We start from the raw sequence: 19,396 nt of genomic DNA, 5'->3' as shown, positions 1-19,396 counted from the left end.
CGGCGGCCCCTCGGGAGGAGCCGCCGTCGTTTCATGCAGGAGTACTCGGGCCGTGCGTCAGGCCGAGGCCTTCGCCGAGGCGGCCTTGCCGGCCGGCGTCGGAGGCTGGCTCTGCAGCGCGGTGTCCTTCTTCGGCGGCGGGGTGGCCGCTTCGCGGAACTGGCGCCTCGGCTCCTGCAGGTCCGAGATCGGGGCGAGGTCGCGACCGAAGAGGAAGCTCATGCTCCAGTTGATGATGACGCGCGCCTTCCGCTCGTACATCGGCATGGCGAAGCCGTGGTAGCCACGGTGCGCCAGCCAGGCCGGGAAGCCCTTCATGCCGAAGCCCATGATGTTCGCGACACCCTTGAACTGGCCGAAGCCGGCGACGGCGCCGAGGTTGGTGTGGCGGTACTCCTTGACCTCGCCCACGCCGTAGTTGGCGGCCAGGATGTTGGCGGCGAGCAGCTTCGCCTGGCGCACGGCGTGCTGGGCATTGGGGACGCAGAAGCCTCCCACTCCCCCACCCGTGAGGTCGGGCACCGCGGCGACGTCACCGGCGGTCCATGCATGGTCGATGGGTCCGTCGTCGCCGGTGATGCGCAGCTCGGGCGTGGCGCGGACGCGACCGCGCTCGTCGACGGGGAAGTCGGTGGAGCGGACCACCGGGTTGGCCTGGACACCTGCGGTCCAGATCAGGGTGTCGGTCTCGAACTCGTCGGCCGGGGTCTTGTCCGGCATGTTGATGAGCTTCAGGGTTCCGTCGACCGCGCTGGAGAGCGAGGTGTTGAGGAGAACCTCGATCTGGCGGGAGCGGAGGTGGCCGACGACCCATTCCGCCTGCTCGGCGGTGACCTCGGGCATGATGCGTCCCATGGCCTCGACGAGGACGAAGCGGAGGTCCGACCGGTCGAGCCGGGCGTTGGCCTTCACGGCGTCGCGTGCGGCGTCCTCCATCTCGGTGATGGTCTCGATACCGGCGAACCCACCACCGACGACGACGAACGTCAGCGCGCGGTCCCGCTCGGGGCCTTCGGGGAGGACGGAGGCGGTCTCGATGCGCTCGAACATGCGGTTGCGCAGCGCGACGGCTTCCTCGATGGTCTTGAGTCCGATGCCCTGGTCCTTGAGCCCGTCGATGGGGAAGGTGCGGGTGATGGAGCCTGCGGCGACGACGACGTCCGTGTAGGCCAGCTCGAAGGGCTCACCGTCGCCCGTCGGGGCGATGGTGGCCGTGCGGCCCGCATGGTTGATCGAGGTGACCTTGCCGGAGATCAACTCCGTCTTCTTCAGGTGCTTGCGGTGCGAGACGATCGCATGGCGTGGCTCGATGCTGCCGGCCGCGACCTCGGGGAGGAAGGGCTGGTACGTCATGTAGGGAAGGGGGTCGACCAGCGTGACGATGCCGCCGTGGTTCTTGACCTGCTTCTGGAGCCTGTGCGCGACGTAGAGGCCTACGTAACCTCCGCCGACGACGAGGATGCGCGGGCGGTCGGAGAAATGTGGATTCGATGCCATCCCTCGATGCTACCGGAGTTTGTGAAAATCTTCACTAGCTCGGGGGCGCCTCCGGAACTCCCTGCTAAGCCCGCTCGTTCAGCGCGGATCCACCCCGCTCGACGTCGCCCGCGACGTCCTCCGGGAGGGCGGCCTGGCGCCGTCGGACGCGGGTCACGTGCAGGGCTCCGGCGAGGACGACGGCGAGCGCGAGCCCTCCGTAGCCGAGGACGACCAGGGCCGGCACATCGTGCATCGGACGCAGCGGATCCTGCGCCTGCGGAGGCGCCGGGGCGGGGATGACCTCGGCCGGCTCCTCGCTCGGTGGGGCAGGCTGCGCGGTGGGCGTTCGACTGCTGCGCCGATACAGCTCGATCCAATCGGCCATGGAGCCGAGGCGGCTCTCCTGGGGCACCGTGATGTCCTTGCCGACCGCCGCCGCGACGTCCAGGACGCCGTAGCCGTAGAGGGTGTCGAAGCCCGGCTCGCCGGCGTCCCGCGCTGTGTCGACGATCCGGTTGACCACCTCCGCAGCCGACAGTTCGGGGTACCGCGAGCGGATGAGGGCGGCGACCCCGGAGACCAGCGGGGCGGCCCCCGACGTCCCGGACCAGTCGGCGTACAGCCCGCCCGGCAGTCCTCCCACGAGGTTCTCCGACGGAGCCGCGACGGCGATGCTGATGCCCTCGGAGGACGCCTCGGCGCTCGCACGGCCCGCCCGGTCGAGTCCTGCCACCGCGAGCACACCCGGGATCGTCGCCGGCGCTCCGACCTGCGTCAGGCCTCCGGCGCGGTTCCCGGCGGCGGCGATGATGACGACGTCGTTCTGCTCGGCGTACAGGAACGCCTCGTCCCAGCTCTCGGGCCACGCGGTGCTGGTGCTGCCCAGGGACATGTTGATGACGTCGGCCCCGTTGTCGACCGCCCAGTGGACCGCCTTCGGCACCTGCTCGTCCACCGGGATCCCCGCCGGGTTGGGGCCGCTGCCGGGACCCTCGATCCACAGGGAGATCGCCAGCAGGTCTGCTGCGGGCGCGACGCCGACGATACCGTCCGGACCTTCGCCGTACTGGCCGAGGGGCCCCGGCGCCGGGGTCTCCGCTTCAGGGGCAGCGGGATCGTCCGCGTCCCCGTCGGCGTCATCCCGGTCATCGTCCGCTCCGGCCGTGGCCGTCGGCGCAGCACCGGAGCCGTCGGGTCGCGGGACGTCGGGATCAGCGGCAGCGGTGTGCCCGCGGCCGGCGAGGAGCGTGCTGACCAGGGTTCCGTGGCCCTGCACCTCGCCGAGGCCGCGCTGCCCACCGGGGTCACCGGCGCCCGAGGCGTCCGTCCCGCCCACCACCGCCCCCACGAGGTCGGGGTGGGTACCGTCGACACCGCTGTCGATCACGGCGACGGTGACACCCTCCCCTCGCGTGCTCTTCCAGGCCTCCGCGATGCCGTAGTCCTCGAGCCAGTACTCCCTGGCCCGGATGTCGTCGGCGGAGGCCGGCACGGCTCCGGGCAGGAGCAGGGCGAACGACAGGACGACGGACCCCGCCGCCCGGGCTGCCCGGGTGTCCATCAGGTCACTCGCCCCGCGCGGCGACGCTCAGGGCGATCCCGTCGAGGATGTCGTGCTCGCTGGTGACGGCCGTCGACACGCGGCCGGAGGTGACCGCTGCCACCCGCTGCACGATGGACATCCAGATGAGGGCTCCGGCACCGATGACGTCCACCCGTCCGGGGTGCATGTAGGGAAGCGCCGCCCGGTCCTCGCGCCGCAGGTGCAGGAGGTCCGCCGCTGCAGTGGAGATGGCGTCGACCGTCAGCTCGGACCCGTGGATCGAGTCCGGCTCGTAGGCGGGCAGATCGAGGGCGTGCGCCGTGACCGTCGTGACACTCCCGGCCACGCCGACGAGCTTCGTGATCCGCTCGAGCGGCACCTGTACCGCTGCCTCGTCCATGAGGAGGCCCACCGCGGTGGTCATCGACGCGATCTGCGCCTCGGTCGGCGGGTCGTCCTGGAGGAAGCGCTCGGTGAAGCGGACGCAGCCCATGTCGGTGCTGCGCGCCGCGATCAGGCCTCCGGTCGTCCCGGCCACGAATTCCGTGCTGCCGCCGCCGAGGTCGATCACCAGGACCGTCTCGTCGTCCGCCGTGGCGAGGACGCTGACCGCACCGTCGAAGGAGAGCCGCGCCTCCTCGTCGCCGGTGATCACCTCGGGCTCCACGCCCAGTCGCTCCCGGATGCCGTCGACGAAGACCTGGCGGTTCTCCGCGTCACGGGAGGCCGAGGTGGCGACGAACCGCACCGGCGGCGCACCGTGCTGCTCGATCAGCGCCGCATACTCCTCGGCAGCGGTGAAGGTGCGCTCCAGCGCGGCCTCGGACAGACGCCCCGTCGCATCCACACCCTCACCGAGCCGGACCACCCGCATGAGCCTGACGACATCGGTGAGCACGCCGTCCTCGATGTCCGCGATCAGGAGGCGGATGGAGTTGGTTCCGCAGTCGATGGCAGCTGTGCGCATTACGTCTCCTCAGAGGGTGCGATGGTCGAGGTGGTGTCGGTGGTGTCGGTGGTGCCGGTGGTGCCGGTGATGTCGGGTACGTCGGACGCACCCGCTCCCCCGCGCCGTCGGGCCTCCCGCTTCGCCGCGAGTTCCTCGGCGGTCAGTCCCTGGGTCCTGGTGTGCCTGCTCAGGTCGGCGTCCGGGGCCTGGCCGCTGGTGTCCCAGGCACCGTCGCAGGAGCATCGCTCCTGGGTCCACCACGGGGTGATCCGCTGGATCGCCTCGTCCCCGAGGGGGTTCACTCCCGGCCCCGCGGCGAGCGCGTGGCCCACCAGCACGTGAAGGCACTTCACGCGCGTCGGCATGCCGCCGGCCGACACACCGTCGATCTCGGGCACCGCACCGGTCCCGGCCCGTGCCCCGACGTCATTCCGGGCCTCGAGATAGGCTGCGTGGGCTCTCCGGTAGTCCGCTGCGAGACCGGCGTCGGCGGTGAGCCGCTCACTCATCTCGGTCATGACACCCTCGGCCTCGAGGCGCGACACCGCCGCTGTCACGACGGGGTGGCTGAGGTAGTAGGTGGTGGGGAAGGGGATGCCGTTCGAGAGGCGGGGTGCCGTCGTGGCGACGAGCGGGTTCCCGCAGACGCACCGCGCGCCGATCTCCACGACGTCGCGCACAGGGCGCCCGAGCTGCCGGCTGAGGACGTCGAGGTCGTGCTCGCTCGGGGTCCTGGGATCCTCGCGGGGTCCACCCTGTTCGGGCTGCCGGGCCTGTCCGGCCTGTCCGTCGTGCTGGTCCTGCTGGGTCACGCTGTTCCTTCCTGGGGCGCGCTCCGCGGGCGCCGATTATCGTCCGTGCCGCTTCCCGGCCGCGCCGGCTTCCCGCCGTGCCCGTCAGGCACAGCCGGTCCGGCCGCTCATCCCGACGCCCGATCCACCCGGATTCAATCCGTCGCGGCGCGCTCGACCGAGCTCCACAGGGAGTCGACCCAGGGGAGGTCGGCCGGCTCGGTGGCCGATCCTTCACCCGTCCCCTCCTCGATGCCCTCGCTGCCCTTGACGAGGTAGCGGGTCTCGCCGGGCATCACGAGGAAGATCCGTTCGCGCGCCTGCTGCTTCACGAAGGCCGGGTCGTCCCACCGGGCCAGCTCCGACTGGTAGTCCGCCTGCTGCTGCTCCTGCCGGGCGATGTCCGCGCGGAGGGCGTCGAGCTCGGACTGCTGCTGGACGTAACGGCTCACCGAGGGTGCGAGCAGCACGATCACGGCGATCAGGACGACGGCGAGGGCCAGCAGCCGGCCGGAGAACGACTTCGCCGGGATGGGCGTCGCCTCTTCGGCAGGCTGGATCGGGGATTCCGCGCGCCGCGAACCGAGGCGGCCGCGGCGGATGCTCGCGGCCAGCTGGGACCTCTCGGCCGCACGCACATCTGACGGTGTCGTCGCCGCGGGCTTCCGTGCGGAGCCGGCCCCCGCAGGGGCCGTGCCCTTCCGGGCCGGCACCGTCTTCGCAGCGTCCCGGGGATCCTTCGTCGCGGAGGGGCCGACCGTCCGCGGCACCCCGGGCGCACGCTGCGACGATCCCCCGGACCGGGGCTCCGACCCGCGGGAGGAGGATGCATGCGCCCCCTGGCGGGAGCCGGCTCCGGGCGTGGCCGCGCCGGACCCGTGATCTCCGTGCGGTTGGGGCTGGCCCTTGGCCGCTCCGGGAACCGGCCGATCCTCCGCCACTGGCGTCGGTCGGCCGGCTCGCGGCACGTTAGGGCGGCGGGCAGTCATGGAGCTCCTCGTCAGTGCAGTCGCGTCGGGTCGCGTCGGATTCCTCGCGGAACCCGTCTAACGAGGGTAACCGCCCAGCCGCTCACCCGAGGATCACCTAGGCCGTGAAACGCGGGAAGGCGGAGCGACCGGCGTAGCGTGCGGCGTCGTCGAGCTCCTCCTCGATGCGCAGCAGCTGGTTGTACTTCGCGACGCGCTCGCTGCGCGCAGGCGCTCCGGTCTTGATCTGTCCGGCATTCGTCGCGACGCAGATGTCCGCGATCGTCGTGTCCTCGGTCTCGCCGGAGCGGTGGGAGGTGATCGTCGTGTAGCCGGCACGCTGGGCCATCGAGATGGCGTCCAGGGTCTCGGTGAGGGTACCGATCTGGTTGACCTTCACCAGCAGCGAGTTGGCCGTCTGGTTCTGGATGCCCTTGGCCAGGCGGACGGGGTTGGTGACGAAGAGGTCGTCACCCACGAGCTGCACCTTGTCACCGATCGCGTCCGTCAGATGCTTCCAGCCCTCCCAGTCGTCCTCGTCGAGGGGATCCTCGATGGAGACCAGGGGGTAGTCGCGGACGAGCTCCACGTAGTAGGCGCTCATCTCCTCGGTGCTCAGCGCCTTGCCCTCGAACTGGTATGCGCCGTCCTTGTAGAACTCGGAGGCGGCGACGTCGAGGGCGAACGCGATGTCGGTCCCGGGCGTGTAGCCGGCCCGCTCGACGGCGGTGGTGATGAGGTCCAGGGCGTCACGGTTGGACGGGAGGTTCGGTGCGAAACCGCCCTCGTCGCCGAGACCTGTCGCGAGGCCCTTTTCCTTCAGCACGGACTTGAGCTCGTGGTACACCTCGACGCCCCAGCGAAGACCCTCGGAGTAGGTCTGGGCGCCCAGGGGGACGATCATGAACTCCTGGATGTCGACGTCGGAGTCCGCGTGCGAACCACCGTTGAGGATGTTCATGAGGGGCACGGGCAGCACGTGCGCGTTGGGGCCGCCGAGGTAGCGGTAGAGCGGCAGGGCGGAGGACTCGGCAGCAGCGCGGGCGATGGCGAGCGAGACGCCCAGCATCGCGTTGGCGCCCAGGTTCGACTTGTTCTCGGTACCGTCCAGGTCGATCATCGCCTGGTCGATGGCGCGCTGGTCCGCGGCGTCGAAGCCGAGGAGTGCGGGCTGGATCTGCTCGATGACGGCTTCGACGGCCTGCAGGACGCCCTTGCCGAGGTAGCGGTCCTTCTCACCGTCGCGGCGCTCGTTGGCCTCGAAGGCCCCGGTGGACGCACCGGAGGGGACGGCCGCGCGACCGAAGGTGTCGTCGTCGAGCAGGACCTCGACCTCGACCGTGGGGTTGCCGCGGGAGTCGAGGATCTCCCTCGCGTGGATGGCATCGATAATGGCCATGGAATTGCTCCTCTTCGTTGGAGTATCGGGATTCACATCGTGTTGGGACGTCTTTGTCGGAGCAACGGAGGTGTTGCTCCCAGCCTAGTTCACGCGGCTTCCGGACGTCGGGTGGAAAGCCGACGTGTGACGCGGCGCCGCTTCGCCGCGATCACGCTCGACGCACGTGCGCGGGACCGGACGGGTGGCGGTCAGGATGCCGCAGCGACCCGACCGGTCTCACGCCCGCTCCGAGTCCGCCTGGTACTCGAGCACGGCCCGGCGCAGCGCGCGCTCGGGATCGACGCCGAGGTGGACCGCTCGGCGGGTCAGCTCCAGGAGGGCCTGCCCCAGGGCGGCTTCGTCCCCGGGGGGAAACTCCTGCTGCGTGCCGGCCGTTCCGCTCTCCGGCCCACCCTCCGACCGCCCGGCCGATTCGCCCGCACGGGCCAGCGTCTTGGCGGCGAACGCCAACGCGGGCAGGTGGTGCGGGATACCGTCGAACGGCGACGTGCGCGAGGGATTCTCCCGGCGCTTGACGGCGTGCCAGGTCTCGACGATCTCGTCCGCCGAGGCGGGCGCGCCCGCTGCACCTCCTGGTCCCGCTGCAGCTCCCGACAGCTCGAGGAGGGCACCGTCCGCGGCGAACACATGGGGGTTGCGGCGCACCAGCTTCGCCGTCAGGCCTGCCACGACGTCCGCCAGATCGAAGCGGTCCTGCTCGGCCGCCAACCGGGCGTGCAGCACCACCTGGAACAGCACGTCACCGAGCTCGCCGCGCAGTTCGTCGACGAGCCCGGGTGACGGCTCGGACGCTCGCGCGACGTCGTCGACCGCCTCGTAGAGTTCGTAGGTTTCCTCGACGAGGTAGGCGAGCAGCGCTTCGTGGGTGAGGGCAGCCGTCCAGCGGCAGTGCCTGCGCAGAAGGTCCACCACCTCGACCAGCCGCTCGACCGCCGCGCCCGGTCCGGCCACGGCGGCCGGCGTCGACGGGGCCTCGTGCTGCACGGCGCTGCTAGGCGGATGCCTGGCGGGCGGCGGCGTCGAAGGCCTCGGCGATGTGCTCGGCGAGGGCATCGCGGTCCTCGAGCGGCAGGAACGAGGCGTCCACGGCATTGAGGGTGAGATCGAGGAGGTCCGCGAGGTCGTACCCGAAGGTGTCGACCAGCAGTTCGAACTCGCCGGTCAGGGTCACACCGCTCATGAGCCGGTTGTCCGTGTTCACCGTGACCTTGAAGCCCAGCTGGTAGAGCAGGTCGAAGGGATGGCTGTCGATCGTGGTCCCGAAGGCCTCGATGGCCCCGGTCTGGAGGTTCGAGGACGGGCACAGCTCCAGGGGGATGCCCCGGTCACGCACCCACGACGCGATGCGCCCGAGGTTCGCGATCCCGATCTCCTCGCTGTCGCCGGCCTGCTCGTCCTCCGACTCCTCGATCTCGATGTCCTCGGCGATGCGCACACCGTGCCCCAGGCGCAGCGCACGGCCCGCGACGAGGGCGTCCTTGATGCTGTCCAGGCCGGCTGCCTCGCCGGCGTGGATGGTCACCGGGAACTGCTCGGAGGCGAGGTAGGTGAACGCCTCGGCGAAGCGCGAGGGCAGGAAGCCGTTCTCGGCTCCGGCGATGTCGAATCCGACGGCGCCCCGGTCGCGATGGCGCACGGCGAGTTCCGCGATCTCCTGGCCGCGGTCCGCGTGACGCATGGCGGTGATGAGCTGTCCCACCTGGATGATGCGGCCGGCGGCGATCGCCGCGGCGGCTCCGGCGTCGAGGCCCTCCTGCACGGCCTCGACGGCCTCGTCCAGGGACAGTCCCTTCTGCGTGTGCTGCTCGGGAGCCCAGCGCACCTCACCGTAGACGACGCCGTCGAGCGCGAGGTCCTCGACGAATTCACGGGCCACCCGGATGAGTCCCTCGCGCGTCTGCATGACGGCGATGGTGTGGTCGAACGTCTCGAGGTACCGGACCAGCGAGCCGGAGTCCGCCGACTCGCGGAACCATGCACCGAGCGATCCGGCGTCCGCGGCCGGCAGTTCGTGGCCGATCTCGGCGGCGAGTTCGAGGATGGTGGCCGGGCGGAGACCGCCGTCGAGGTGGTCGTGGAGGGAGATCTTCGGCAGGGTCTGGATGTCGACGGCAGCGGTGGGGACGGCGTCGTTCTGGGTCTGGGTCACGCCGACCAGCCTACGCGATCCCTTTCAGGGCGGGCTCGTCTCGCGCGCGGGCTCGGGCTCGTCCTGGGGCGCCTCGACGGCCTCCTGCAGGGGCGTCGATCCCCGCACGAGGGCGATGACCCGGTCCACGACGAATCCGATGACCACGGCGATCCCGATCGCCACCGCCACACCGAGCAGGTGGTTGTGCTGGAACCACGTACCGGCGATGGCACCGATACCCACGGAGTAGCCCGCCCAGACGATGCCGGAGAGCGCGGTCAGGGCGACGAAGCGCCGTTGCGAGTAGCCGGTTGCTCCCGCGGTCAGGTTGACGGCCACCCGGCCGATCGGGATGAACCTGGCCACCAGGATGAGTGAGGCGGCACGTTTCGACAGCTCCCGGCCCGCCCAGGTGAAGGAGCGCTGCGGGCGGGGCCGCCGCATCCACCGGAACCGGGTGGTCCCGATCCCCCGGCCGATCACATAGGCGATGTTGTCCCCGAGGAACGCCCCGAGCGCCGCGACGAGGATGAGCAGCCACGGATCGGGAACGCCCTGCGTGATGATCAGGGAGGCGAGGCCGACGACGACGGACTCGCTCGGGAACGGCGGGAAGAACCCGTCGACGACGCAGCAGACGAGGACCAGCAGGTAGACCCAGGGCTGCTCGGCCGCAGCGAGGACGAACCCGCTGATGCCGTCCAGTGCACTGATGATCTCGTCCATCCAGGGGCTCCTGCCACTCGTCCGCCCCCACCGGCTCCACACCGGCGGAGCATGCCGCGGGATGGTCGGGACGGGACATGGCGCCGGGCGGCGCGGCTCGGGGCGAGCCGCGATACGCTGCCGTGCGCCTGCCTTCGACGCTACCCGGGAGCCCACCTGCGGGTCGTCGCCCTTCCGGCCGACACCGGCGACGGCCGGCCTCACCCCTGGGGATGAGACCGGCCGTCCGATCCCCTAGGGACCATCCCCCAGGCGCCCCGGAGGGGAGACCACCGGTGCTGCGTGGCAGCCGGTCGGAAACCGGGCAGGAACCCTCAGGCGATCCGGTCGATGATGAGCTGCCGGGCGGTCCGCGATCCCTCGGGGGCGACGACGACGGCGTCGGCGAGGGCCTCGCGGGCGCGCTCGAACTTGTCAGGGGTGTCGGTGAGCAGCGTCATGAGCGGTTCGCCCGCACGGACGGTGGCACCGGGCTTCGCGTGCAGACGCACACCCGCGCCGGCCTGCACCTGGTCCTCCTTGCGGGCACGCCCGGCTCCGAGGCGCCAGGCCGCGACGCCCACGGCGAGGGCATCGAGGCCCACCAGGACTCCGTCGGCCGGCGCCAGGACCACCTCGGACTCCCTCGCGACCGGGAGCGTGGCGCGAGGGTCGCCGCCCTGTGCCTCGATCATCCGGTTCCAGACGTCCATGGCGCGGCCGTCCTTCAGTGCAGCGGCCGGATCGGCGTCGTGCACGCCCGCGCAGGCGAGCATCTCCTCCGCGAGGCGGACCGTGAGCTCGACGACGTCGGCCGGACCACCACCCGCGAGGACCTCGACGGACTCCTCGACCTCGATGGCGTTGCCGGCCGTCAGGCCCAGCGGCGTGCTCATGTCGGTCAGGAGCGCGACGGTGTTGACGCCTGCGTCCTTGCCGAGCGCCACCATCGTCTCGGCCAGCTCGCGTGCCTGGTCCACGTTCTTCATGAACGCCCCGCTGCCCACCTTCACGTCGAGGACGAGCGACCCCGTGCCCTCGGCGATCTTCTTGCTCATGATCGAGGACGCGATGAGGGGGATGGCCTCGACGGTGCCCGTGACGTCACGCAGGGCGTACAGCTTCTTGTCCGCCGGAGCGAGGCCGGTCCCGGCGGCGCAGATGACCGCTCCGACCTCTGCGAGCTGGCGCATCATGTCCTCGTTGCTGAGGTGCGCCTGCCAGCCGGGGATCGATTCGAGCTTGTCCAGCGTGCCCCCCGTGTGGCCGAGGCCGCGTCCGGAGAGCTGCGGTACCGCGACGCCGAAGACCGCGACGAGCGGTGCCAGCGGAAGGGTGATCTTGTCCCCGACCCCGCCGGTCGAGTGCTTGTCGCTCGTCGGCCGTCCCAGCGAGGAGAAGTCCATCCGCTCCCCCGAGGCGATCATCGCGGCGGTCCAGCGGGAGATCTCCGCCCGGTTCATGCCGTTGAGCAGGATGGCCATGTTCAGCGCGGACATCTGCTCGTCGGCGATGGCGCCGCGGGTGTAGGCGTCGATGGTCCAGTCGATCTGCTCGGGCGTCAGGGTGCCGCGGTCGCGCTTGATGCGGATGATGTCGACGGCGTCGAAGGCTTCGGTCATGGTGGTGTCCTCTGGTCGAGCAGTGTTGGGGTGTGGTCATGCGGTGGTCGTGCGGTGGTCATGCGGTGGTCATGCGGTGGTCATGCGGTGCCGGCGGCCGGATGGGTCGGCCGTGACATGCGAGGGGCGCGGCCGGAAGGGCCGCGCCCCTCGCGGTGCTGGTCGGGCGGGGTGCGGGTCAGGCGAGGTGCTGCGGCCCGAAGGCGTCGGGCAGGACCTCGTCCATGGTGCGGATGCCGCTGACGGTCATGAGCACCATGTCGGGCGCCCGGAACTCGTACAGCAACTGCCGGCAGCGGCCGCACGGCATGAGGGTGTTCCCCTCACCGTCGACGCAGCTGAAGGCGCGGATGCGTCCGCCCCCGCTCATCGCGAGCGCGCTGACGAGGGCGCACTCGGCGCACAGGGTGAGCCCGTAGGACGCGTTCTCGACGTTGCAGCCGGAGATGATCCGGCCGTCGTCGAGCAGTGCCGCCGCCCCTACCGGATACGTGGAATAGGGGACGTACGCTTTCGCCATCGCGGTTCGCGCGGCGGCGGCGAGGTCCTCCCAGGGGATGTCGTTGTCGGTCATGCGGAGCCTCCTAGCCCTTGATGTACGGAATACCACTCGCGCCCGGTGCCCGGGACCGGCCGACGAGCCCGGCGACGGCGAACACCGTCACCACGTAGGGCAGCATGCGCAGGAACTGGTCCGGCACCGGGGTGCCGAGCAGGCTGAGGACATTGGAGAGGTTGGTGGCGAAGCCGAAGAGCAGCGCCGCGAAGAACGCGCCGATCGGGTTCCAGCGGCCGAAGATCAGGGCTGCCAGCGCGATGTAGCCCTGCCCCGCCGTCATGTCCCGCCCGAAGCCGGAGACGGCCACGAGCGTGAAGAAGGATCCGCCGATGCCCGCCACGACGCCCGCCAGCAGCACGTTCATGAACCGCATCCGGTTGACGTTGACGCCCAGCGTGTCGGCGGCCTTGGGATGCTCGCCCACCGCCCGGGTCCGAAGGCCCCACCGCGAGTGGTACAGCGCCACGTACACCACGGCGACGGCGATGTACATGAGGTAGCCGACGATCGTCTGCTGGAAGAGGATCGGGCCGATCACGGGGATGTCCGCGAGCAACGGGATCTCGATGACGGGCAGGCGGGGCGGGGAGTTCCAGCGCTCCGAGTCCTCGCTGAGGACGGCGGAGAACAGGAAACCCGTGAGCCCGGAGACGAGCACGTTCAGGACGACGCCGACGATCACCTGGTTGACGACGTACCGGATGCTGAAGACCGCGAGGACGAGGGAGACGAGGACTCCGGCGACCGCTGCCGCGAGGAGGCCCACGAACGCGCTGCCGGAGAGCGACGCGGCGACGGCCGCTGCGAACGCCCCGAAGAGGAGCTGTCCCTCGATCGCGATGTTCACGACGCCCGAGCGCTCACAGAGCACACCCGAGAGCGAGCCGAAGATGAGCGGCACGGCGAGGGTCACCGAACCGGCGAGGAGCCCGTACAGGGCGACATTGGGTGTCCGGGCGCTGCCGACCACCCACGTGAGGAAGGCGATCAGGAACAGGACGGCGAAGACCGCCAGGACCCAGACCGGGATCTTCCGCCCGGAGCGGGTCCGGAGGATCGCGAGGGCGGCGAGGGCGATCATGGCCAGGGCCGCGACCCACCCGATGACGGGCGCCGAGACGACGATCGACGGGAGGACGATCGGATCGTTCTCCTCGGACAACCGGAACGTGACGTCGTTGCCCGGCGCTCCGATGGCGAAGACGAGGAGCGCGAAGAGTGCCACGACGGACAGGATGATCGGGTTCTTCCAGCTCCGGACGGTCGCGTCGCTCGCGCTGCGCGCCGGTGCGCTGGTGGTTGCTGTGCTCATGCTGCTGCTCCGGTCGAGGCTGGCGTCGGGGTCGTGGAGGTGGAGGAGCCGCCCTTGCCGGCGCGCGTGGCGCCGGGGGCGGGGAGGCGGAAGAGCGCCCGGACGAGGGGCGGCGCCGCGATGAAGAGGACGATCAGCGACTGCACGACGAGGACGATGTCGATGCTCGTCCCCGTGGAGGCCTGCATGGCCACGCCGCCGGCGCGGAAGGCCCCGAAGAGGAGGCCTGCGGCGAAGGTGCCCCAGGGCGAGGACCGCCCGAGCAGGGCCACGGTGATCGCGTCGAACCCGAAGCTCGCCGCGACGCCCGACGTCAGGACCTTCTCGGTACCGGAGACCTGGGCGACGCCCGCGAGACCCGCGAGTGCACCGGCGATCGCCATCGCGAGGATGTAGCCCTTGCTGACATTCACCCCTGCGGTCCGAGCGGCGCTCGGGTTGGCACCGACGGCGCGGAGCTCGAAGCCCACGGTGGACCTGTTCAGCAGCCACCAGACGAAGACCGTGGCGAGCACGGCGACGACGAAGCCCCAGTGCAGGCGGAAGGAAGCGCCGAGCAACGGTGGGTACACCGCTGTCGCGTCCAGCTGCGGACTGATGGGATTGGTGGAACCGGGCCGCTGGAAGGCCGGCGTGCTGAGGAAGTACAGCACCAGGTTCGTCGCGATGTAGTTGAACATGATCGTGAGGATGACCTCGTGGGCACCGGTGCGTGCCTTGAGGAGTCCGACGAGGCCGCCCCAGAGGGCGCCGCCGACCATTCCCGCGAGGATCACCAGGAGCAGATGGATCCCGACCGGCAGGTGCAGCGTGAAGCCGACCCAGCCGGCGAATGTCGCCCCGATGAGGATCTGGCCCTGCGCACCGATGTTGAAGAGGCCCGCGCGGAAGGCGAGCGCCACGCCGAGGCCCGCGCAGATCAGCGGCGTCGCCACGGTCAGCGTCTGGGTCAGCGGGTAGATCATCCGGGTGAAGGTGTCGCCCTCGAAGTTGAAGACCGAGCCCTGGAAGAGCGCGATGTAGGCACTCGAGGCCGCCGTCCAGGCGGCAGCGATGGTGTCCTGCGGACGGCTGAAGAAGTACGACGACGCGCTCGCCACCTCCTGGTCGGTCACCGCGATGAGCAGGCCGCCGAGGATGAGGGACAGCACCACGGAGAGGAAGGCGACGAGCGCGTTGCCGGTCATGATGCGCTGCATGAGGGGTGCCTCGGCGCCCGGACCGACCCCGAGGCCCGCCGTAGTGGCCGGCACGGCCGGTGGCGGCACCTCGCCGCCCGCTGTCTCGGCCGCCGTCTCGAGCCGGATCTCGTCCTGCCGGGCGGCGTCCTTCGCTTCGCGTCGGGTGGGGTGTGCTCCCCCGCCGGTGGCCGGGGTCACCGGCCGGTCGTCCTGCGGGTTCACAGGTCTCCTCCTTGTACGTCGTGTGCCTGCGCGAGCGCTTCGTCGGCGGGCATGCCGGCCATCATCAGGCCGAGGACATCGCGCGAGACCGTGCCGGGCACGATCCCCATGAGGTGGCCGCGGTACAGGACCGCGATCCGGTCGGCGAGCTCGAGGACCTCGTCGAGTTCTGTGGACACGATGATGACGGGGGTGCCGCCGTCGCGCTCGGCGACGATGCGGCGGTGCAGGAACTCGATGGATCCGACGTCGACGCCGCGCGTGGGTTGCGAGGCGATGAACAGCTTGAGGGGACGCGAGAACTCGCGCGCCATGACCACCTTCTGCTGGTTGCCGCCGGAGAGGGTCCCGGCCGCGGACTGGGCGGACTGCGTCCGGACGTCGTACTCGGCGATCTTCTCCTGGGCGTTCTGTTCCATCGCCGACTGCGACATCGAGAGTCCCTTGGCGAAGGGGGCGTCGTCGTACCGGTTGAGGATGAGGTTCTCCGCCACCGAGAAGGTGCCCACGAGGCCCTCGACGCTCCGGTCCTCGGGGACGAACCCCACCCCTGCACGGATGACCTCCTTCACGCTGCGGCCCAGCAGCTGGTTGCCGTTCAGCGTGATGGACCCGGTTACGTGGTCCTGGAGACCCATGATCGCCTCGGTCAGTTCCGTCTGGCCGTTCCCCTGCACGCCCGCGATCGCGAGGATCTCCCCCTCGGCGACCTCGAAGCTGAGCCCGTCGACGACGTGCTGCCCGTTGGCGGCCTGGACTGTGAGGTCCTGCACGCGGAAGGTCACCTCACCGGGTGTGGCCGGCTTCTTGTCGAGGGTGAGGCTCACGGACCGGCCGACCATGAGGGAGGCCAGCTCCGTGGTCGGGGCGCTCGGGTCCGCGGTGCCGACCACCTTGCCGCGCCGCACGACGGTGATGACGTCGGAGACCGCCTTGACCTCGCGGAGCTTGTGGGAGATGAAGACGATGGACTTGCCGTCGGCCTTCAGCTGCGCCATGATCCCGAGCAGTTCGTCGGTCTCCTTCGGCGTCAGCACGGCGGTCGGCTCGTCGAGGATCAGGACCTCGGCGTCCCGCACGAGAGCCTTGATGATCTCGACGCGCTGCTGCACCCCGACGGGCAGGTCCTCGACGACGGCATCGGGATCGACGTCGAACCCGTACTGGTCGGAGATCCGGCGGATACGCGTCCGCGTCTCCTGGAGGTCGAGCATGCCGCCGGCTTTCGTGGCCTCGTTGCCGAGGGCGACGTTCTCCGCGACGGTGAAGACCGGGACGAGCATGAAGTGCTGGTGCACCATCCCGATCCCCGCGGCCATCGCATCCCCGGGACCCTTGAAGGTCACCGGCTTGTCATTGACGAGGATCTCACCCTCGGTGGGGTCGTACAGTCCGTACAGCACATTCATGAGCGTGGACTTGCCGGCCCCGTTCTCGCCGAGCAGGCTGTGGACCTGTCCCGGTTCGACGACGAGATCGATGTGATCGTTGGCGACGAGCGATCCGAAGCGCTTCGTGATGCCGATCAGTTCGAGTTTCACAACTCAACCAGCCTGTTCTGTTCTGTTGTCTTCGCGTCGGAATCGAGCGGAAGTCACGTGAAGGATACCGGGTGCGGCCTGCGGACACGCAGCCGGGGCAAACGCAAACCGCCTTCCTCCGGGCGGGGATCCGCGGGGAGGAAGGCGGTGCGGTGGTACTCGTGTGGTGCGGTACTACTGGGGGCTGGCGGCCGAGTCGACCGTGATCTCCTCGGCGACGATCTGTTCCGTCAGACCGTCGAGCGTGGTCTGCAGATCGTCGGGAACGTTGGCCTCCTGGTCGTGGAACGGCGCGAGGGCCACTCCACCGTTCTCGAGCGTGCCGACGTACGGCGTGTTGTCGAACTCGCCGTCGACGTCGGTGCTGATGACGTCCTCGACGGCGTCGCCCATGAGCTTCATGACCGAGGTGAGGATGAACTCCTCGCCCTTGCCGGCGGTCTCGTAGCCGTCGGAGTCGACCCAGATGGCCTTGACGTCCTTGCCGCCGGCGTTCGCCTCGATGACGGCGTCGAGCGTTCCGGAACCGACCGGACCGGCGACGGGCATGATGATGTCCGCACCCTCGTTGATGAAGTTCTGGGTGTTGGTCTTGCCGGCTGCCTGGTCCTCGAAGTTGCCGACGAACGTGCCGTTCTGGCTCTCCTTGTCCCAGCCCAGGAGTTCGACCTCGCCGCCGGTCTCCTCGTTGAAGTAGCTCACGCCTTCGGCGAAGCCGTCCATGAAGATGGTCACGGTCGGGATGTTGATGCCGCCGTACGTCGCCACCTTCCCGGTCTCGCTCGTGGCCGCTGCCGCGTACCCGGCCAGGAACGCCGCCTGGGCCGTGTCGTAGATGATCGGCTTGACGTTGGGGAGGTCGATCGAGTTGTCGTCGACGATCGCGAAGTTGGTCTCGGTGTTCGCCGCCGCGGCCTCCTTCGTGGTGTCGGCGAGCAGGAAGCCCACCGTCACGATGAGGTTGCAGCCGCCCTGGACCATCTGGTCGACGTTGGGGCCGAAGTCCGTCTCGGCCTGCGACTCGGCCTGGTTGGTCTGGATGCCGAGGTCCGTCTCGGCCTTCTTCAGACCCTCGTAGCTCGACTGGTTGAACGAGCGGTCGTCGAATCCACCGGAGTCGGAGACGATGCAGCCGAGGTAGTCGGTGCCTGCAGCGGCGCTGCTACCGCCTGCTGCGGGGGCGTCCTCGGCGGGCGGCGCACCGCAGCCGGAGAGGACGAGGGCCGAGACGCCGAGGACGGCGGCGGACAGGCCGGTTCCGCGCGAGAAGGTGCGCAGTGAGTTCTTCAAAATGCCTCCAGGAAAGAAATGCGCCACGGGGACGACTGCCAGTGAGTGTCCATCACGGGTCACGATTGATCCGAGGCTCTGTTTTCACTGAAGACCGTGGCGCCGCGACACCGTCGGTGCAGCACGTATGCGAACATCCTAAGGGCCAAGTGACGCGGAACACTACACGGGCCGTTCCGGGCCGCCGATCGTTCGGGTTTCGTTATGCACAGGTGGCTGAGCACAGGCGGGTCCGGCCGACCTGCCGCTCCGCGCCCGCGCGGGACCCCGACGGAGCCCCCACGGAGCCCCCACGGAGCCCCCACGGAGCCCCGATGGAGCCCACGCAGCCGCCCAGCCTGCGGTCAGCGCTCGAGGACCGCCTGCAGGGCCGCCGCCGCCATGACCCGCACGCCGTAGCCGATGGCGCGCTCGTCGGGCGTGTAGTCGCCACGGTGGAGGTCGAACGTCTCCCCGCCCGGGGTCCTCGTCCCGAGGCGCATCATGGCGCCGGGGACCTCCTGCGTCATCCACGCGAAGTCCTCGCCTCCCATGGACTGCGGTGTGAGCACGACGGCGCCCGACCCGAGTTCGGCCCGGGCGGCCGCCTCCAGGAGGCCGGTCTCCGCCTCCTGGTTGACCACCGGCGGGACCCCCCGGATGTGCTCGAGCTTCACGTCGACGCCGAAGGGGGCGGCGACCTCACGCACGGCCCGGTCCAGCAGCTCCCCCGCCGATTCCCAGGCCTCGCCGTCGAGGCACCGGAGGGTGCCGGACATGAAGCCGTGCGCGGGGATGGCATTCGGGGCGGAGCCCGCGTGGATCTGGCCCCACACCACGGACACGGCGCTGCGCACGTCGATCCGGCGGGACAGGACGGCCGGCACGTTGACGGCAATCGTCGCGAGCGCGAAGACGAGGTCCTCGGTGAGGTGCGGGCGCGAGGTGTGCCCGCCGCGTCCGCTCAGCTCCACCCGGATCGTGTCCGACGCCGAGGTGATCGCACCGATGCGCGTGCCGACCAGCCCGACGTCGATCCTCGGATCGCAGTGCAGAGCGAGGATGCGTGGCAGGCCGTCGAGCACGCCCTGTGCGATGACGTCGATAGCCCCGCCGGGCATCATCTCCTCGGCGGGCTGGAAGATGATGCGCACCGTACCGGGGAGCGGTGTCGCGGCATCGATGTCCGCGAGGACCAGGGCGACGCCGAGCATCACGGTGGTGTGGATGTCATGGCCGCAGGCGTGCGTGACGCCCGTCGACGCGGACGCGAAGGGCAGCCCGGTCTCCTCGATGATCGGCAGTGCGTCGATATCGGCCCGGAGACCGAGCCGCAGCGGGCCGCTACCGATGTCGACGTACGCGCCGGTCCCCTCCAGACGCCGGGGGGACAGACCCGCCTGCGCGAGCCGGGCCACGACGAGGTCCGTGGTGCGGTGCTCCTTGTAGGACAGTTCCGGGTGACGGTGGATGTCACGCCGGATGTCGGTCAACTCGTCGAGCAGGGGCTCGAGGGAGGCACCGACGCGGGAGGCCGGAGGGCTCTGGGTGCTGGACGTTTCCACGTCCTCAGCCTACCGACCGGCGGCACGGCGACCCGCACTCCTGTGTCGAGGCCGCGTCACGGGAGCTCCGCGCCGCCCGATGGCCACGGGCCCATCGACGCCGCGTCCGAGGGCATGGGCCCTCGCCGGCGGGTGACGGCGTCCGGCCACGCCGGCC

Annotated in this window: 16 protein-coding genes; all 16 read right to left on the bottom strand. The window is 70.3% G+C overall.

Annotated features, from left to right (window positions below):
* Window positions 1-57 precede the first annotated feature (57 nt).
* Entirely contained in the window at window positions 58-1,497 is a 1,440-nt protein-coding gene (locus FNH21_RS11580; RefSeq protein ID WP_152815677.1) for an NAD(P)/FAD-dependent oxidoreductase, read from the bottom strand.
* A 64-nt stretch (window positions 1,498-1,561) separates the two neighbouring features.
* Window positions 1,562-3,040 carry a S8 family serine peptidase gene (locus FNH21_RS11575; protein ID WP_152815674.1) on the bottom strand — a complete coding sequence of 493 codons (1,479 nt, stop codon included), beginning with the start codon at window positions 3,038-3,040 and terminating at the stop codon, window positions 1,562-1,564.
* A 4-nt stretch (window positions 3,041-3,044) separates the two neighbouring features.
* The gene (locus tag FNH21_RS11570; RefSeq protein ID WP_152815671.1) at window positions 3,045-3,989 is read right to left on the bottom strand and encodes a Ppx/GppA phosphatase family protein; all 945 of its coding nucleotides are present in this window, start codon (window positions 3,987-3,989) and stop codon (window positions 3,045-3,047) included.
* Window positions 3,989-4,783, bottom strand: coding sequence for a DUF501 domain-containing protein (locus FNH21_RS11565; protein WP_191931897.1), 795 nt, complete (start codon window positions 4,781-4,783; stop codon window positions 3,989-3,991). The genes FNH21_RS11570 and FNH21_RS11565 overlap by 1 nt, the downstream gene beginning before the upstream one ends.
* A 134-nt stretch (window positions 4,784-4,917) precedes the next feature.
* Window positions 4,918-5,400, bottom strand: a complete 483-nt coding sequence (locus tag FNH21_RS17130; protein WP_338403259.1) for an FtsB family cell division protein — start codon at window positions 5,398-5,400, stop codon at window positions 4,918-4,920.
* Window positions 5,401-5,848: 448 nt separating this feature from the next.
* On the bottom strand, window positions 5,849-7,129 hold the full coding sequence (gene eno / locus FNH21_RS11555) for a phosphopyruvate hydratase (protein WP_152815666.1): 1,281 nt from the start codon (window positions 7,127-7,129) through the stop codon (window positions 5,849-5,851).
* Window positions 7,130-7,348: 219 nt separating this feature from the next.
* Window positions 7,349-8,116: a MazG nucleotide pyrophosphohydrolase domain-containing protein gene (locus tag FNH21_RS11550; RefSeq protein ID WP_338403258.1), complete on the bottom strand. Its 768-nt coding sequence runs from the start codon at window positions 8,114-8,116 to the stop codon at window positions 7,349-7,351.
* 7 nt (window positions 8,117-8,123) lie between these two features.
* The gene (locus FNH21_RS11545) at window positions 8,124-9,281 is read right to left on the bottom strand and encodes an adenosine deaminase (RefSeq protein ID WP_191931896.1); all 1,158 of its coding nucleotides are present in this window, start codon (window positions 9,279-9,281) and stop codon (window positions 8,124-8,126) included.
* A gap of 24 nt (window positions 9,282-9,305) precedes the next feature.
* On the bottom strand, window positions 9,306-9,968 hold the full coding sequence (locus FNH21_RS11540; RefSeq protein WP_152815927.1) for a DedA family protein: 663 nt from the start codon (window positions 9,966-9,968) through the stop codon (window positions 9,306-9,308).
* Window positions 9,969-10,303: 335 nt separating this feature from the next.
* On the bottom strand, window positions 10,304-11,590 hold the full coding sequence (locus FNH21_RS11535; protein WP_152815657.1) for a thymidine phosphorylase: 1,287 nt from the start codon (window positions 11,588-11,590) through the stop codon (window positions 10,304-10,306).
* A gap of 178 nt (window positions 11,591-11,768) precedes the next feature.
* Window positions 11,769-12,164 (bottom strand): cytidine deaminase, encoded by a 396-nt coding sequence (locus FNH21_RS11530; protein WP_152815654.1) that lies wholly within the window; start codon window positions 12,162-12,164, stop codon window positions 11,769-11,771.
* A 10-nt stretch (window positions 12,165-12,174) separates the two neighbouring features.
* Entirely contained in the window at window positions 12,175-13,461 is a 1,287-nt protein-coding gene (locus FNH21_RS11525) for an ABC transporter permease (protein ID WP_152815651.1), read from the bottom strand.
* The gene (locus FNH21_RS11520) at window positions 13,458-14,864 is read right to left on the bottom strand and encodes an ABC transporter permease (RefSeq protein WP_422108773.1); all 1,407 of its coding nucleotides are present in this window, start codon (window positions 14,862-14,864) and stop codon (window positions 13,458-13,460) included. The genes FNH21_RS11525 and FNH21_RS11520 overlap by 4 nt, the downstream gene beginning before the upstream one ends.
* Window positions 14,861-16,405 carry an ATP-binding cassette domain-containing protein gene (locus tag FNH21_RS11515; protein WP_191931895.1) on the bottom strand — a complete coding sequence of 515 codons (1,545 nt, stop codon included), beginning with the start codon at window positions 16,403-16,405 and terminating at the stop codon, window positions 14,861-14,863. The genes FNH21_RS11520 and FNH21_RS11515 overlap by 4 nt, the downstream gene beginning before the upstream one ends.
* Window positions 16,406-16,579: 174 nt before the next feature.
* Entirely contained in the window at window positions 16,580-17,695 is a 1,116-nt protein-coding gene (locus FNH21_RS11510) for a BMP family lipoprotein (protein ID WP_152815648.1), read from the bottom strand.
* A 344-nt stretch (window positions 17,696-18,039) separates the two neighbouring features.
* Complete coding sequence (locus FNH21_RS11505; RefSeq protein ID WP_191931894.1) at window positions 18,040-19,239, bottom strand: amidohydrolase; 1,200 nt, start codon at window positions 19,237-19,239, stop codon at window positions 18,040-18,042.
* Between the last annotated feature and the right edge of the window lie 157 nt (window positions 19,240-19,396).

This window comes from Arthrobacter bussei, assembly GCF_009377195.2.
Lineage (GTDB): Bacteria > Actinomycetota > Actinomycetes > Actinomycetales > Micrococcaceae > Arthrobacter_D > Arthrobacter_D bussei.
The sequence above is the reverse complement of the archived record's forward strand: the minus strand, read 5'-3'. Positions and strand labels throughout refer to the sequence as shown.

Coding starts and splice junctions, on each gene's coding strand:
- FNH21_RS11580 (WP_152815677.1), bottom strand. CDS start 1,497: ATGGCATCGAATCCACATTTCTCCGACCGCCCGCGCATCCTCGTCGTC.
- FNH21_RS11575 (WP_152815674.1), bottom strand. CDS start 3,040: ATGGACACCCGGGCAGCCCGGGCGGCGGGGTCCGTCGTCCTGTCGTTC.
- FNH21_RS11570 (WP_152815671.1), bottom strand. CDS start 3,989: ATGCGCACAGCTGCCATCGACTGCGGAACCAACTCCATCCGCCTCCTG.
- eno (WP_152815666.1), bottom strand. CDS start 7,129: ATGGCCATTATCGATGCCATCCACGCGAGGGAGATCCTCGACTCCCGC.
- FNH21_RS11535 (WP_152815657.1), bottom strand. CDS start 11,590: ATGACCGAAGCCTTCGACGCCGTCGACATCATCCGCATCAAGCGCGAC.
- FNH21_RS11530 (WP_152815654.1), bottom strand. CDS start 12,164: ATGACCGACAACGACATCCCCTGGGAGGACCTCGCCGCCGCCGCGCGA.
- FNH21_RS11525 (WP_152815651.1), bottom strand. CDS start 13,461: ATGAGCACAGCAACCACCAGCGCACCGGCGCGCAGCGCGAGCGACGCG.